This is a genomic window from Cryobacterium sp. HLT2-28 (genome assembly GCF_004402495.1).
Lineage (GTDB): Bacteria > Actinomycetota > Actinomycetes > Actinomycetales > Microbacteriaceae > Cryobacterium > Cryobacterium mannosilyticum.
On the sequence record NZ_SOFH01000004.1, the window covers coordinates 13,552 to 27,327 of the forward strand.

The 13,776-nt window shown below is 67.6% G+C and carries 14 protein-coding genes and 1 tRNA gene; 7 read left to right on the forward strand and 8 right to left on the reverse strand.

The window, feature by feature from the left end; translation table 11 throughout:
- Positions 1-6: 6 nt before the first annotated feature.
- The 5 genes from E3O48_RS00960 to E3O48_RS00980 form a co-directional block, all read right to left on the reverse strand.
- The gene (locus tag E3O48_RS00960; RefSeq protein ID WP_134536985.1) at positions 7-525 is read right to left on the reverse strand and encodes a hypothetical protein; all 519 of its coding nucleotides are present in this window, start codon (positions 523-525) and stop codon (positions 7-9) included.
- The gene (locus E3O48_RS00965) at positions 522-1,301 is read right to left on the reverse strand and encodes a type IV secretory system conjugative DNA transfer family protein (protein WP_134536986.1); all 780 of its coding nucleotides are present in this window, start codon (positions 1,299-1,301) and stop codon (positions 522-524) included. The genes E3O48_RS00960 and E3O48_RS00965 overlap by 4 nt, the downstream gene beginning before the upstream one ends.
- A 45-nt stretch (positions 1,302-1,346) precedes the next feature.
- Positions 1,347-2,240 (reverse strand): type IV secretory system conjugative DNA transfer family protein, encoded by an 894-nt coding sequence (locus E3O48_RS00970; protein ID WP_134536987.1) that lies wholly within the window; start codon positions 2,238-2,240, stop codon positions 1,347-1,349.
- Positions 2,241-2,242: 2 nt separating this feature from the next.
- Entirely contained in the window at positions 2,243-3,634 is a 1,392-nt protein-coding gene (locus E3O48_RS00975; RefSeq protein WP_241982345.1) for an AAA family ATPase, read from the reverse strand.
- 270 nt (positions 3,635-3,904) lie between these two features.
- Positions 3,905-3,975 (reverse strand) — tRNA-Gly (locus E3O48_RS00980).
- Between the two features lie 71 nt (positions 3,976-4,046).
- Between E3O48_RS00980 and dcd the strand changes: the two genes are divergently transcribed.
- Both dcd and E3O48_RS00990 read left to right on the forward strand, forming a co-directional pair.
- Entirely contained in the window at positions 4,047-4,670 is a 624-nt protein-coding gene (dcd, locus tag E3O48_RS00985; RefSeq protein ID WP_134536988.1) for a dCTP deaminase, read from the forward strand.
- A gap of 79 nt (positions 4,671-4,749) precedes the next feature.
- Positions 4,750-5,271: a hypothetical protein gene (locus E3O48_RS00990; RefSeq protein ID WP_134536989.1), complete on the forward strand. Its 522-nt coding sequence runs from the start codon at positions 4,750-4,752 to the stop codon at positions 5,269-5,271.
- Here E3O48_RS00990 and E3O48_RS00995 read toward each other — a convergent pair.
- From E3O48_RS00995 to E3O48_RS01005, 3 genes are all read right to left on the reverse strand, one after another.
- Positions 5,268-5,726 carry a hypothetical protein gene (locus E3O48_RS00995; protein WP_134536990.1) on the reverse strand — a complete coding sequence of 153 codons (459 nt, stop codon included), beginning with the start codon at positions 5,724-5,726 and terminating at the stop codon, positions 5,268-5,270. The two genes, E3O48_RS00990 and E3O48_RS00995, sit on opposite strands and share 4 nt — an antisense overlap.
- A gap of 196 nt (positions 5,727-5,922) precedes the next feature.
- Positions 5,923-6,723 (reverse strand): isocitrate lyase/phosphoenolpyruvate mutase family protein, encoded by an 801-nt coding sequence (locus tag E3O48_RS01000; protein ID WP_134536991.1) that lies wholly within the window; start codon positions 6,721-6,723, stop codon positions 5,923-5,925.
- 72 nt (positions 6,724-6,795) lie between these two features.
- Positions 6,796-8,121, reverse strand: coding sequence for an MFS transporter (locus E3O48_RS01005; protein WP_134536992.1), 1,326 nt, complete (start codon positions 8,119-8,121; stop codon positions 6,796-6,798).
- 209 nt (positions 8,122-8,330) lie between these two features.
- On the opposite strand from E3O48_RS01005, the gene dnaK reads away from it, so the two are divergent.
- The 5 genes from dnaK to E3O48_RS01030 are packed head-to-tail and all read left to right on the forward strand — an operon-like array spanning position 8,331 to position 13,384.
- Entirely contained in the window at positions 8,331-10,199 is a 1,869-nt protein-coding gene (dnaK, locus tag E3O48_RS01010) for a molecular chaperone DnaK (protein ID WP_134536993.1), read from the forward strand.
- On the forward strand, positions 10,199-10,789 hold the full coding sequence (locus E3O48_RS01015; protein WP_134536994.1) for a nucleotide exchange factor GrpE: 591 nt from the start codon (positions 10,199-10,201) through the stop codon (positions 10,787-10,789). Before dnaK ends, E3O48_RS01015 begins: the two co-directional genes overlap by 1 nt.
- Positions 10,782-11,789, forward strand: a complete 1,008-nt coding sequence (locus E3O48_RS01020) for a DnaJ C-terminal domain-containing protein (protein ID WP_134509454.1) — start codon at positions 10,782-10,784, stop codon at positions 11,787-11,789. Before E3O48_RS01015 ends, E3O48_RS01020 begins: the two co-directional genes overlap by 8 nt.
- Positions 11,790-11,791: 2 nt before the next feature.
- Positions 11,792-12,211: a heat shock protein transcriptional repressor HspR gene (locus E3O48_RS01025; RefSeq protein WP_134509452.1), complete on the forward strand. Its 420-nt coding sequence runs from the start codon at positions 11,792-11,794 to the stop codon at positions 12,209-12,211.
- 6 nt (positions 12,212-12,217) lie between these two features.
- Entirely contained in the window at positions 12,218-13,384 is a 1,167-nt protein-coding gene (locus E3O48_RS01030) for a methyltransferase (protein ID WP_174774731.1), read from the forward strand.
- The last annotated feature ends 392 nt before the right edge of the window (positions 13,385-13,776 follow it).

The following is a 13,776-nucleotide window of genomic DNA, read 5'->3' on the forward strand; positions in this document are numbered from 1 at the left end:
GGTATCTCAGGGTGAGGTGTTCATGTCGACGTGTCGCAGGTACTCGTCAGAAACGATGAATGCCGTCGGCCCGGCGTGTGGTTCGCGGTGTTCGCTGCGGTCGCGGCATCCGGCGAGGCCGGCGCGGATTTTGAGTGAGTCGAGGGTGGGCCAGAGTGCGCGGTGGTGCCAGTCAACGAGGGCGGAGGAGGCTTTGGCAGAGCGGGTGTCGTACGCAGCACGGTGGGCGACCATGAGCGCGGTGAGTTCTTCGACGGCGATGGGGTGGCGGTACCAGCAGTCCGGGAGCCGGTAGCTGGGGTCGGCCAGATTGGTCAGGTACCGTCCGTCGAGCCAGGCCACGAACTTTCCGAGTTCGTCCCAGAGCTTTACGGCTTGATCGTGTGGAAGTGTTTCCCAGTAGTAGGGTCCGCCTGCGGCGCGGAGTTCGTACATGTCGAAGAGGTCGGGCAGGATCGTTTCGACGTTGACAAGTCGGGCATCGAGCCCTTCGACACTCATCGGGTCAAGGTCGTCGTCGTTCATTCGGTGATCCCCTCAAGCGCCAGCGACCACTCCTGGGACTGGTGGAGCTGGTCGGCGTCGGGGCGTTTCCACCAGGGCGTGAGTTGCACGATGGCTTCTTTCTCGCGGTAGAGCAGGAGGGCTTGGCCCTCGGGGATCTTGCGGATGTCTTCGACCTTCATCCGGCGTTCTTCCCGCTCACTCGTCGACGTGGAGTGGGTGTCTCGCCCGGCACCGTTTCGCTGCAGGGACGTGCTGGTCTGGGTGACTTGGTGGGTGCCGATGAGGCGGGAGATCTTTTCGAGGAAGGTTTCGTCGGCGAGGCCGCCGCAGATGATCTTCGCGGCCGAGGATTCAAAGATTGTGGTGGCCGCTTCGGGCCCCCATTTGCCGACGAGCTGCGACATGGATTGGGCGAAGATCCAGGTGTGGAGGCCGCGCCCGCCGCCGTCGCTCATCAGGTTCGGCAGTTGCGGGAGCGGAGACACGTTGGCGACCTCATCGAGGACCAGTGTCATCGCGGTGGGGAGCCGGCCACTGGTGGTGTGCTGGGAGACGGTCTTGGCTTCCTCGATGATCGCGGACACCAGGGCGGTGATGATGGGCGCGGTCGAGGACTCGCGGGAGTCATCGACCAGGCAGTAGACGGTGTCGGTGGAGAGCACGAAATCCCGGGCCCGAAACGGCGACACCGGGACAGCGTCGTCTGTGACGTCCGCGGGGCAGAGGAGGTCGAGGACGCGGGCGTCGGTGAGGGATGCGGTGATGCGGGAGAGGGTGGTTTTGGTGTTGCCGATGGTTTCGGGGGCGTCTTCTCGGCACCATTGGTCGAGTTCGCGGGCTCAGATCGCCCCGTTGGGTGAGAGGTCCCGAAGAATGGCGGAGGGTTCGTGGTCGGTGAAGTCCTGCGCCCACCGGACGACGTCGCGCATGTTTCCGCCCGGGATGAGCGCGGCCGCGTGGAGGAGGGAGCGGAGGATGATTTTCACGCCTTCGACGAAGTGCGCCGAGTCCTTCATCCCGGCCGACCCGGTGGGGCGGGCGTTGACGATCGCCGCGGCCCGGGACTGGGCGGCGTCGGGGCTTTCGCAGCCGGCGACCATGTCCCACCGGGCTCTGTTGGGCCAGCGGGTGATGCCGTCGAAGTCGAACACGAACACGTGCCCAAGTTCGGAGCGTTTCTTCACGGTGACCCGGAACACGTCAGCTTTGGTGGAGGTGGCGACGACGGCGCCGGCCGCGTCGACGATGCGCCCGATGGCCAGGTACGCGCTCTTTCCCGCCCGGGGCGGGGCGATCGTGCAGGAGGTGTCTTCTTCCCGGATGGTGACGGGTTTCCCATCCAGAAGGGCGAACGGGAGGACCGCGGGGACACCGTGACCGGTGACCCGCTTCCGCAGCTCCGCCCCGCTGGAGAGTTCAGCACTCCGGGTGCTCTTCCGGCGGTCCCAGAGGATGAACGAACCACCGGCAGTGAGGGCGATCAGGACCGTCCAGACGCCGACCCAGATGCCGAGCAGTTTCGGGTCCGGCTGGGTCAGGCCCCGCAGGGTGAAGCCGGCATCGTTTCCGGTCATGGTCATCACGGCCGCATGCAGGGTCTGGTCCAGGCGCAACACTCCTTGCCCGGTCCCCGCGGAGAGGAACGCCAAATGGACGTCGAGGACCACGGCCAGGGTCAGGCTGAGCAGCAGCCACGGTGGTTGGTTCTGCTGGGCTGGGCGTGGGGCAGCCATGGTTAGAGCCCGTTGGCGACGGCCGCGCCGGCGGCGAGCCACGCGTTCTGGGTGACGGTGGCCACCGCGTCGTAGCGGAGGGCGCCGCCGTGGAGGGCCCGGTCGAACGGGATCGTGACCGCGGCCCGGGCGATACCGGTGAAACCGTCCGCGATCCGCTGCGCGTCGGCGAGGGTGCCGTATCGTTCGGACTGCAAGACCACCACGACCGCGTTCCGGGCCAATTCGGCCGAGTGCTCATCGCGTTCGGTCAACGCCTCGAGCAGGAGGGCGCCGGATTCTGCGGACTCGCCCAGCGCGGTGGTGGCCACGACGAGCTGGTCGGTATGGTCGATCATCCGCAGCCAGCGGGGTGCGGACTCGTCGTTGCCGGAGTCGAAGAACACCAGGCGGAAGTACTTCGCCGCGACCTCGTGGAGGGCGTCGAAGTCGTCCTGGGTGATGCGCTGCTTCGTGGCGAGCAGTTCCGGGTTGGAGCGGAGCACGTCGTATTTGTCGCCGGTCTGGTGGTGCACAAACCGGGCCAGATCCGAGATCTGCGCGCCCGGGGAAAGGAGGTTGCTGGTGGCGGGGAGGAGGTCCTGCACGGTGGCGTCGTGGGGGCCCTTCTCGGTGCGCCAGCCGAGGGTGCCGCGGGTGTCGTTGTTATCCCAGGCGAGAACCCCGGCGCCGCCGTGCCGGGCGAATACAGCCGTGAGCATCGCGGTCGTCAGGGTCTTTCCGACGCCGCCCTTGCCGTTGACGATGGAGATCTTCCGGGGTCCGGGCCAGTGCTGACTGACCGTCTGCACGTGTCCGCGGCGTTCCAGCTCCGCGTTCGACGCGGGAACCTGGAGGCCGGTGCTGCGGGTGATGAAGCCGCGCCATCCGTTGGCGGCTGCGGGCTCACGCCGCTCGTCGAGAATGAACGACGCCCGCGGGGCCCGCGCCGTGGCCGGCCGCTCCCCCGCGACCTCTGCGGCATCTTCCTCCACCGTCTCCGCTCCGGGCTCCAGGTCAGCGGGCGGCTCGGCCCGCCGTGCGCGTTTGGGCAGCTCGGCGGGTGCGGGGGACTGAGTGGGCAGCGGTGTCACCGAGGCCAGCGGGGACGCATCCTGCGTTGCCTGTGGCAGTTTCGGCCCGCTGGGCGCAGTGGGGGTGTCGGCGGGTGCCGTCGCTGCGAGGTCAGGAGTGGGGGCGGGGTCGTGGAGTTCGCCGTCGGCGCCGGCGATGAGTCGCCAGTGTCCGGTTTGGTCGTCGACGACGAGGTGTACGTCGCTGCCGAGGCCGCTGGCGAGTTTCATGACCCTCGTCATGATCTTTTTCCGCTCGTCGACGTAGGTGTCGGCGGTAAGGGTTTCCGGGGTGCCGAGGACGCTGAGCTGGGCGCTGTTGCCGTTGACGACGGCGCGCACCTCATGGCGGGGAAGGGTCGCGGTGCTGCTCGCTGCGGTTGTGGTGGCGCTCCTGAGGTGGGTCCTGTCTGGTCGGCAAACGGGGTGGGCTGGCTGGCAGTCCAGAGCCGGTCCAGCATCGATTCATCAAAAACCGGCTCGTGAGGAAACCCCCGCCAAAACGGCCAAGAATTGCGAGCCTGCGATCTACCGGCGGGGTCAGTCCGAGGCATGAAGAGATGAGTCCTGACTCCCGTGAGAACTGACACTCATTGCGCCGGTGGGACTGTGAGCGGATGACGGGAATCGAACCCGCGCTATCAGCTTGGGAAGCTGAAGTTCTACCATTGAACTACATCCGCGCGCCGAGTGAAGGGGTAAGCCCGCACCGAACCGTGCCAGCATATCAACTCCACGCCGTTAGGCTGGAGCCGTGCTGCTCTCGGATCGCGATATCAAGGCTGAAATCGACGCTGAACGAATCCGTCTGGAGCCGTATCGGCCCGACATGATCCAACCGTCGAGCATCGATGTGCGCCTGGACGGCTTCTTCCGCCTGTTCGACAACCACAAGTATCCGTACATCGACCCGGCAGAAGACCAGCCGGACCTCACCCGGCTGATCGAGACGCCCCGGGACGAGCCGTTCATCCTGCACCCGGGCGAATTCGTTCTCGGCGCCACCTACGAAAAGGTGAGCCTGCCCGACGACATCGCCGCCCGTCTGGAGGGCAAGAGCTCCCTGGGCCGCCTCGGCCTGCTCACGCACTCCACGGCCGGGTTCATCGACCCCGGCTTCACCGGCCACGTCACGCTCGAGCTGAGCAACGTCGCCACACTGCCGATCAAGCTGTGGCCCGGCATGAAGATAGGCCAGCTGTGCTTCTTCCGGCTGAGCTCGCCGGCAGAGAAGCCCTACGGCTCGAGCGAGTACAGCTCCCGCTATCAGGGCCAGCGCGGACCGACGGCGTCCCGGTCGTTCCTCAACTTCCACCGCACCGACGTCACGGTCTCGACAAGCCCGACCACCACGGAGTATTTCGACCAGGGGGAGTAGTTCGACCAGGGGGAGTAGCCCGACGGCGGGGGAGCAGCCCGTTCATACGGATGCAACACGCGCCCGGTAAAATCGGCTCATGATCACATCCGTGCCCCGTTTCGCCGAGGCGCTCATCGCGCCGGGACCGACGCCCGAGTACCCCGGGCGGATGCGCCGGTTCGGCCAGCTCGTCGGCAGCTGGGCGGCCAAGGGTTCACGGCTCGACGAGGCCAGCGGGGAGTGGCGCGAACGCGACTTCACCTGGATCGTCGAATTCGTCCTGGATGGGCGCGCCGTGCAGGACCTCGAGGTGGTCACCAGTGACACGCACCCGAGCGGTTTCGAGACCGTGGCGATGGCCGTGCGCGTCTACGACCCGCACGCCGGCGCCTGGCGGGTCAGCTACTTCGCGCCCAAGATCGGGGAGTACTGCCACCTCGTGGCCACCCCGCACCGCAACGGCCTGCGCCAGGACGGCACGGGCACCGACGGCCGGCCGATCCGTTGGAACTTCGTCTCGATCACGGACGACTCCTACTCCTGGGAGGGCTGGGTGTCCGACGACGAGGGCGCGACCTGGCTGCTGGTCGAGCACAACGAGGCCACCCGCATTCGTTAGTCGGTCGCGTGCGGGCCGGGCCGGACGATCTCCGTCGCCGTGCCCGACACGAGCTTCGGAACGAGGCCGAGCATGCCGAGCACGAGTATGATCTCCAGGCCGCCGAGAGCGAAGTATGCGGTCTGCAGCACAGAGTACTGCCTGATCATGGCGATCTCGACGAAGATCCAGATGAGCATCCCGAAACCGGCGACGGCCGAGGCGAGGAGCGCCCAATTTCGGCGCAGCACGAGACCGACCGCACCGGCGAGTTGGGTGCCGCCGACGATGAGGCCGAGCACGAGCCCTGGCACGAGGTACGAGTCGAACGGGCTGCCCTCGAGGTAGGCGAGGGGCATGCCGCCGCCGTTGGCCGCGATTGCGATCACCGCACCGGCGAAGGAGGAAACCGCGCCGAAGATCAGCAGGCCGAACTGGATGCCGCGGAGCACGGTGGAGGGGATGCTGAATCTCATGATGGATGGCCTTTCGCCCGGAGGCGATTGTCAGCGCCTGCACCGCGAGGATATTCCTCCCGGTGAGTCTGCACCCGATCGCCTTGCGGCAGTGTCCGCTGGCCGAGCGCTCCAGTGCCGCCGCTGCGCGCCCGGCACGCCTGGTGCGCAGCGGCGGAACTGGCGCTGCCGCCTGCCGCGGCGTGCGGGGCCGGCCTTAAAGGGCGAAGGGGAAGGCGAGGTCGGCGGGGTAGTCGCCGAGGGCGGTGAGCTGCGCTGCGGAGCGCTGCAGGGCCGCGAGGGTGAGACCCAGCGAGCCGGGACCGAAGCTGACCCGGGAGACGCCGAGCTCGGCGAGGCGGGCCAGTGGCACGGCGCCCGGATGCCCGATCACCGAGATGCGGCCGTTGACCTCGTCGAGGGCGCGCTTCACCTTGTTCTCGTCGTTCAGCCCGAGGAAGAAGATCACGTCGGCGCCCGCGTCGAGGTAGGCGTTCGCGCGGGCGACGGCCTCGTCCCACTCGCCGCCGCCGGCCAGGGTGTCCACCCGCGCGTTGATCACGAGCGGGATCCCGGTCGCTTCCGCGGCGGTGCGGGCCGCGCAGACCCGGGCGGCCGCGGTCGGGATGTCGAACTGGGGAGCCTTCGGCGCGCCGACCGAGTCCTCGAGGTTGATGCCGACGGCGCCGGACTCCTCGATCAGGCGGCGCACGTTTCGGGCCACCCCCGCGGCATCCGGGGCATAGCCCTTCTCGAAATCGACCGACACCGGAAGGTCGACCGCGTCGACGATCAGGCGCGCCGCGGCGATGGCCTCGTTCACGCTAAGCCCTTCGCCGTCCTGCAGCCCGCGCACATTCGACACCGAATGCGAGGCGGTCGCGAGAGCCCGCACGCCGGACGCCTGCGCCACGACCGTAGCGGTGATGGCGTCCCACACGTTCGTGACAATCAGCGGAGTCCCGGGGAGGTGCAGCGCGTTGAGGAGTTCGGCCTTCTGGATCTGCAAGGTAGTCATCACTCCAGCCTGACAACGAAGACCGGCCCGGACGAGAGTTCAGCGAATGTCCAGAGAACAAACAGGTTATGTTCAGCCGATTTGGCCCTGTTTCGGCTTCACCGGAATCAGCACGAGCAGACCGACGAAGAGGACCAGCACGATGCCCAGGATGCCCCAGTAGGTCTCGCCGAAGATCGTGACCATCAGCGCGAACATGGTCGGGGCGAGGAAGCTCACCGCACGCCCCGTGGTGGCGTAGAGGCCGAACACCTCACCTTCGCGCCCCGGCGGGATCAGCCGGGCCAGGAAGGTGCGGCTGGCCGACTGGGCGGGACCGACGAAGAGGGTCAGGGCGAGGCCGGCGGTCCAGAACACGATCTGCCCGCCGTCGTGCAGGAAGAAGACCAGCCCGCCGCAGACGATCAGGCCGACCAGGGCCGTCACGATCACCGGTTTCGCGCCGAGGCGGTCGTCGAGAACGCCGACGCTGATCGTCGCGATGCCGGCGACCACATTCGCCGCGATCGCGAAGATGATCACCTCGCCGGGCGAGAAACCGAAAACGGATGCCGCGAGCACCCCGCCGAAGGTGAACACCCCGGCCAGGCCGTCCCGGAACACCGCGCTGGCGATCAGGAAGTACACCGTGTGCCGGCTGGTGCGCCAGAGCCGGGCGATGTCCTGGCCGAGTACGACATAGGAGCGGAGAAAGCCCACCCGTTCCCGCCGCACGGTGGCGGGGGAGTGGTATTCGGGCACGGTGAGCAGCACCGGCAGGGCGAACAGGCCGAACCAGGCCGCCGCGATGAGCATGGCAACCCGAACCGAGAGGCCGTTCTCCCCGGTCACACCGAACAGGCCCACCTCCGGCCTGATGAAGCCGAAGTAGACGATCAGCAGCAGCACGATCCCACCGATGTAGCCCATGCCCCAGCCGAAGCCGCTGACCTTGCCGATCGTGCGCGGGGTGGAAACCTGGGCGAGCATGGCGTTGTAGTTCACGCTGGCGAACTCGAAGAAGACGTTGCCGGCGGCCACCAGGACCAGGCCGAGCAGCAGGAAGCCGGGTGAGGCCTGCACGAAGAACATCCCGGCGGTGATGCCCACGACGATGAACGTGTTCACTCCGAGCCACAGCTTTCGCCGGCCGGACGTATCGGAGCGCTGCCCGGTGATCGGCGCGAGAACCGCGACCAGGAAACCGGCGATCGCCAGGGCCCAGCCCAACTGCGCCGAGATCACGTCCTTGTCGCCGAAGGAGGATCCCGTGAGGTACACCGTGAAGACGAAGGTGGTCACCACCGCGTTGAACGCCGCCGAGCCCCAGTCCCAGAAGCTCCAGGCCACCACGCGGCGGCGGCGCGTCTCGTGTGGCAACACCTGGGCATCCGTGCCGCCCTGCGCAATCCCGGTCATGCGCCCAGAGTAGTGGGCGGCGGCCGCGAATCGGGGGAAACGGCCGCGCCTTCTTTCGCCGCTCAAAGTTGAGTCGTTCACACTCAACTTTCAGGTGGCTGGCTTGACTCGGATTTGCGGTGATGCCACACTTGAGTCATTACCGCTCAAGTCTGATGAATCATACCGATCACTCACGCTGAGAAACACTTTTGAAGGAGAACGCACACATGGCCCGTGCAGTAGGCATCGACCTCGGAACCACCAACTCTGTGGTGGCCGTCCTCGAGGGTGGAGAACCCACCGTCATCGCAAACGCCGAAGGCTTCCGGACCACCCCCTCGGTGGTCGCCTTCACCAAAGACGGCGAGGTGCTCGTCGGCGAGACCGCCAAGCGCCAGGCCGTCACCAACGTCGACCGCACGATCGCTTCGGTCAAGCGCCACATGGGCACCGACTGGAACGTCGCCATCGACGACAAGAAGTACACCCCGCAGGAGATCTCGGCCCGCATCCTGGCCAAGCTCAAGCGCGACGCCGAGGCGTACCTGGGCGACAAGGTGACGGATGCCGTCATCACCGTTCCCGCGTACTTCAACGACGCCGAGCGCCAGGCCACCAAGGAGGCCGGCGAGATCTCCGGCCTCAACGTGCTCCGCATCATCAACGAGCCCACCGCCGCCGCACTCGCCTACGGCCTCGACAAGGGCAAGGAAGACGAACTCATCCTGGTTTTCGACCTCGGCGGCGGAACCTTCGACGTCTCCCTCCTCGAGGTGGGCAAGGACGACGACTTCTCCACGATCCAGGTTCGGTCCACCGCGGGCGACAACCGCCTCGGCGGCGACGACTGGGACCAGCGCATCGTCGACCACCTGATCAAGAAGTTCAAGGAAACCACCGGCGTCGACGTCTCCAAGGACAAGATCGCCAAGCAGCGCCTCAAGGAAGCCGCCGAGCAGGCCAAGAAGGAACTGTCCTCGAGCATGTCGGCCAGCATCCAGCTGCCCTACCTTTCGCTCACCGAGAACGGCCCCGCGAACCTCGACGAGACGCTCACCCGCGCCCAGTTCGAGAAGATGACCGAAGACCTGCTCGACCGCACCAAGAAGCCGTTCCAGGACGTCATCCGTGAGGCCGGCATCAAGGTGGGCGACATCGCCCACGTCGTGCTCGTCGGAGGTTCCACCCGCATGCCCGCCGTCTACGAGCTCGTCAAGGCGGAGACCGGTGGCAAGGACCCGAACAAGGGCGTCAACCCGGACGAGGTCGTCGCCGTCGGCGCCGCCCTGCAGGCCGGCGTGCTGAAGGGCGAGCGCAAGGACGTCCTGCTCATTGACGTCACCCCGCTGAGCCTCGGCATCGAAACCAAGGGCGGCATCATGACGCGCCTGATCGAGCGCAACACGGCCATCCCGACCAAGCGCAGTGAGACGTTCACGACGGCGGACGACAACCAGCCGTCCGTGGCGATCCAGGTCTTCCAGGGCGAGCGCGAGTTCACCCGCGACAACAAGAACCTGGGCACGTTCGAGCTGACCGGGATCGCACCGGCGCCGCGCGGCATCCCGCAGGTCGAGGTCACCTTCGACCTCGACGCCAACGGCATCGTGCACGTGTCCGCGAAGGACAAGGGCACCGGCAAGGAGCAGTCGATGACCATCACCGGCGGCTCGTCGCTGGCGAAGGAAGACATCGAGCGCATGGTCCGCGAGGGCGAGGAGCACGCCGCGGAGGACAAGCGCCGCCGCGAGGCCGCTGAAACCCGCAACACCGCGGAGCAGCTCGCCTACTCGATCGAGAAGCTGATCAAGGAGAACAATGAGAAGCTTCCCGAGGAGGTCAAGACGGAGGTCCAGGCCGACGTCGACGCCCTCAAGTCCGCACTGGCCGGAGACGACGACGCGGCCGTGAAGACCGCGTTCGACAAGCTCAACGAGAGCCAGGGCAAGATCGGCGAGGCCATCTACAAGACCAGCCAGGCGGATGCCGCAACGCCTCCCGCCGACGCCGGGGAGCCGCAGGCCGAGTCGGGCAGCGCCGATGAAGACGTCGTCGACGCCGAGGTTGTCGACGACGAGGACGAAGCGAAGAAGTAATGGCAGACGACACGCGTCCTGAGGACGAGCCGTTCGAGCAGGGGGTGCCCGCTGAGAGTGCCCCCGGGGCGGGCGACACCGCAGAGACCGGCGCTCCGGCCGACGGGATCGACGAGGACGAACTCACTGTCCAGGACATCCTCGACGCCGCAGACCGGGAAGCCGCCGAGCCGTCCGACGAGCACCTCGCCGACCTCAAACGGGTCACCGCTGAGTACGCGAACTACCGCAAGCGCACCGAAGCGAACCGCGAGGTCGAGCGCGAGCGCGTCACCGTGGATGTCGTCAAGGGCCTGATCCCGGTGCTCGACGACCTGGACCGGGCGGAGAAGCACGGCGACCTCGTCGCCGACACGGCGTTCAGCACGATTGCCGCCAAGCTGCGGGCGAGCGTGGAGCGCCTCGGCGTGAAGCCGTTCGGCGCGGTGGGGGAGACCTTCGACCCGAACGTGCACGAGGCGATCTTCCAGATGCCCACCGCGGGCATTGAGGTGGACACCGTCGGTGATGTCGTGGAGACCGGCTACTTCCTCGGGTCGACGCTCCTGCGGGTGGCCAAGGTCGTAGTTCAGGTACCGAGCGATGGCTAGCCAGGACTGGTTTGACAAGGACTTCTACAAGGTCCTGGGGGTATCGAAGGACGTCACTCCGGCCGAGCTGAAGAAGGCTTACCGGAAGCTGGCGCGAAAGTACCACCCTGACTCCAACCCGGGCAACCCGGCAGCCGAGGCGAAGTTCAAGGAAATCAGCGAGGCGCACTCGGTGATCGGCGACCCTGCCCAGCGCAAGGAGTACGACGCCGTTCGCGCCATGGGCGGTGGAGCTCGCTTCACCGCCCCCCGGGGCGGCGGCGGGCAGGCCGGCGGTTTCGACGACGTGTTCGGCGGCATGTTCGGCGGCGGTGCCCGGCAACAGGGCTACTCCTACGAGCAGGGCGGCTACGACGACCTCCTCGGCGGGCTGTTCGGCCGAGGTGGCGGAGGCGGAGGGGGCGGTTTCGGCAGCACGAGCGGCGGCTTCCGCGGCTACGGCGGCCCGACCCGTGGGCGTGACGTCATCGCGTCGACCACGGTCGACTTCATCACGGCCACCCATGGTGACCAGATCACCCTGCAGACGCAGGATGGCCGCGCGATCAAGGTGAAGATCCCGGCCGGTGTCGCCGACGGGCAGAAGATCAAGCTTCGCGGCCAGGGGCAGCACAGCCCCGATGGCGGCGAGGCCGGCGACATCGTGCTCACGGTCTCGGTGCGCAAGCATCCGGTCTTCGAGCGCGAGGGGCTCAACCTCAGGGTGGCCGTTCCGGTCACCTTCGTCGAGGCCACGCTGGGGGCGACGATCGAGGTGCCCACCCTGGGCGGTCCCCCGGTCAAGCTGCGGATCGTGCCCGGCACCCCGAGCGGGCGCGTGCTGCGCGTCAAGGGGAGAGGCGTCGTGACGCCCAAGGGCACCGGCGACCTGCTCGCCGAGGTTCAGGTTGCCGTGCCGTCGCACCTGTCGAAGGACGCGGAGGAGAAACTCGAAGCCTTCGCGGCAGCCCTGCCGAAGGAGAACCCGCGCGACGACCTCCTGGCGAAGGCGAGAGACTAGCGGTGGATGAGAACACCCGGGTTTTCGTGATCTCGATGGCGGCGGAGCTTGCGGGCATGCACCCGCAAACCCTCCGCCAGTACGACCGCCTGGGGCTGGTGAGCCCCGACCGCACCCCCGGTCGGTCCCGCCGGTATTCCATGCGGGACGTGGCGAAGCTGCGGGAGATCGCGGACCTGGGTGCCGAGGGTGTGAGCCTGGAGGGTATCCGGCGCATCCTCGAACTCGAAGACCATGTTCGCGGGCTCGAGTCCCGCCTGCGCGAACTCGAGGCAGCCCTCGCCGACGAACTGCTCAACCGTCCGGGCCGCCGTGTCTTTGCGGCCGGCTCGGCCGGTGAGGTCATCTCGATGCGCGCCGGCACCCGCACCAGGCGCGCGAACCAGATCGTGATCTGGCGCCCGCTCGGCCACCGGGAATAGCGCCGCATGAGCCATCTGACCGGGGCGGCCGACCAGCCGTCCCCCTTCGCCTTCGAACGGCTGCGGCGCTACCCGGATGTCGAAGCCGACAACCTCTTCGCCGTGGATGCGAGCGACCGGCTGATCCTCGATGAGGCGGCCGACGCCGTCGCGGCCGCGGCCCCCGGCGAGGTCGTGGTGATCGAAGACCGATACGGTGCCCTGACCCTGGGCGCGGCGCACCTCGGGGGAGCCCGCGACATCCGGGTGCACCAGGACGTGCTCTCGGGGGAACTCGCCCTCGCCCGCAACGCCGCCGACGCCGGTCTGGCGGGGGCGTACCGCTCGGTGGGCCTCACCGAGGAACTGCTCTCCGGCGCCAGGGTGGTGTTGCTGCAGCTCCCGCGGAGCCTCTCGGCCCTCGACGAGATCGCCGGCGCCATCGCGCGGTGGGCCGCCGCCGACGTCACCGTCTTCGCGGGTGGCCGGATCAAGCACATGGCGCCGGCGATGAACGGGGTGCTCGCCCGCCACTTCACCAGGCTGGATGTGACTCCGGCCCGTCAGAAGTCGCGGGTGCTGGTCGCGACCGGCCCGATCCGGCCGCCCTCGGCCGGGACCACCCCGGACTGGCCGCACACCCAGCGCCACGAGGACCTGGCCATCACCGTCTGCGCGCACGGCGCGGCGTTCGCGGGAACTACCGTCGACATCGGCACCCGGTACCTGCTCGAGTTCCTTGGCCGGATGAAACCGGGAGCCCGAACGGCAATCGACCTCGGCTGCGGCACCGGCGTGCTCGCGGCAGGCCTGGCCCTGCGCCGCCCCGACCTCACCGTCATCGCCTCCGACCAGTCCGCGGCCGCCGTCGCGTCGGCCGGCGCCACCATGGTCGCCAATTCCGTCGCCGACCGGGTGTCGGTGATCAGGGACGACGCCCTGGCGAGCCGACCGGATGCCTCCGCTGAGCTGATCCTGTTGAACCCGCCGTTCCACATCGGGTCGTCGGTCCACGCCGGCATCGCCCTCAAGCTGTTCGACGACGCCGCCAGAGTGCTCGCACCCGGCGGTGAACTCTGGACGGTCTGGAACACGCACCTGGGCTACCGTCCCGCGCTCACCCGCATCGTCGGACCCACCTGCCAGGTCGGCCGGAACTCCAAGTTCACCGTCACGGTCTCCACCCGTTCCTGACCCCTCAGACCGTGGCGGCGAACCGCCGCCCGGGCCCCTGCTGACCCGCGTCCGGGGGCGACACGCCCGGGATGTAGACGAGAGTTGCGGCCCCCGGGGATTCACCGTAATGTCATTCAAGTCACCCCACAGGTTCGGAAAGCGGAAGTGCTTACCGGCCTCAAGCGGGACCAATCCCAAGTCAGAATCTGCCAGTCAGAATCTGCTTGATGATGTTGTGTTGAGTCCCTTCACCGGGACCGAACACGACAACAAGAAACAACAGGAAGAGCCCCGAAGCGACAGCCCATATGGGCCTGAAGTTGGGTGCGTCCGATCCTTGAGAACTCAACAGCGTGCACAATGTCAAATGCCAAAAACCTCGGTCGTAGGGCTCCTTTCTAGGGAGTACC

Coding starts and splice junctions, on each gene's coding strand:
- E3O48_RS00960 (WP_134536985.1), bottom strand. CDS start 525: ATGAACGACGACGACCTTGACCCGATGAGTGTCGAAGGGCTCGATGCC.
- E3O48_RS00970 (WP_134536987.1), bottom strand. CDS start 2,240: ATGGCTGCCCCACGCCCAGCCCAGCAGAACCAACCACCGTGGCTGCTG.
- E3O48_RS00990 (WP_134536989.1), top strand. CDS start 4,750: ATGATCACATCCGTGCCCCGTTTCGCCGAGGCGCTCATCGCGCCGGGA.
- E3O48_RS00995 (WP_134536990.1), bottom strand. CDS start 5,726: ATGAGATTCAGCATCCCCTCCACCGTGCTCCGCGGCATCCAGTTCGGC.
- E3O48_RS01000 (WP_134536991.1), bottom strand. CDS start 6,723: ATGACTACCTTGCAGATCCAGAAGGCCGAACTCCTCAACGCGCTGCAC.
- E3O48_RS01005 (WP_134536992.1), bottom strand. CDS start 8,121: ATGACCGGGATTGCGCAGGGCGGCACGGATGCCCAGGTGTTGCCACAC.
- dnaK (WP_134536993.1), top strand. CDS start 8,331: ATGGCCCGTGCAGTAGGCATCGACCTCGGAACCACCAACTCTGTGGTG.
- E3O48_RS01015 (WP_134536994.1), top strand. CDS start 10,199: ATGGCAGACGACACGCGTCCTGAGGACGAGCCGTTCGAGCAGGGGGTG.
- E3O48_RS01020 (WP_134509454.1), top strand. CDS start 10,782: ATGGCTAGCCAGGACTGGTTTGACAAGGACTTCTACAAGGTCCTGGGG.
- E3O48_RS01030 (WP_174774731.1), top strand. CDS start 12,218: ATGAGCCATCTGACCGGGGCGGCCGACCAGCCGTCCCCCTTCGCCTTC.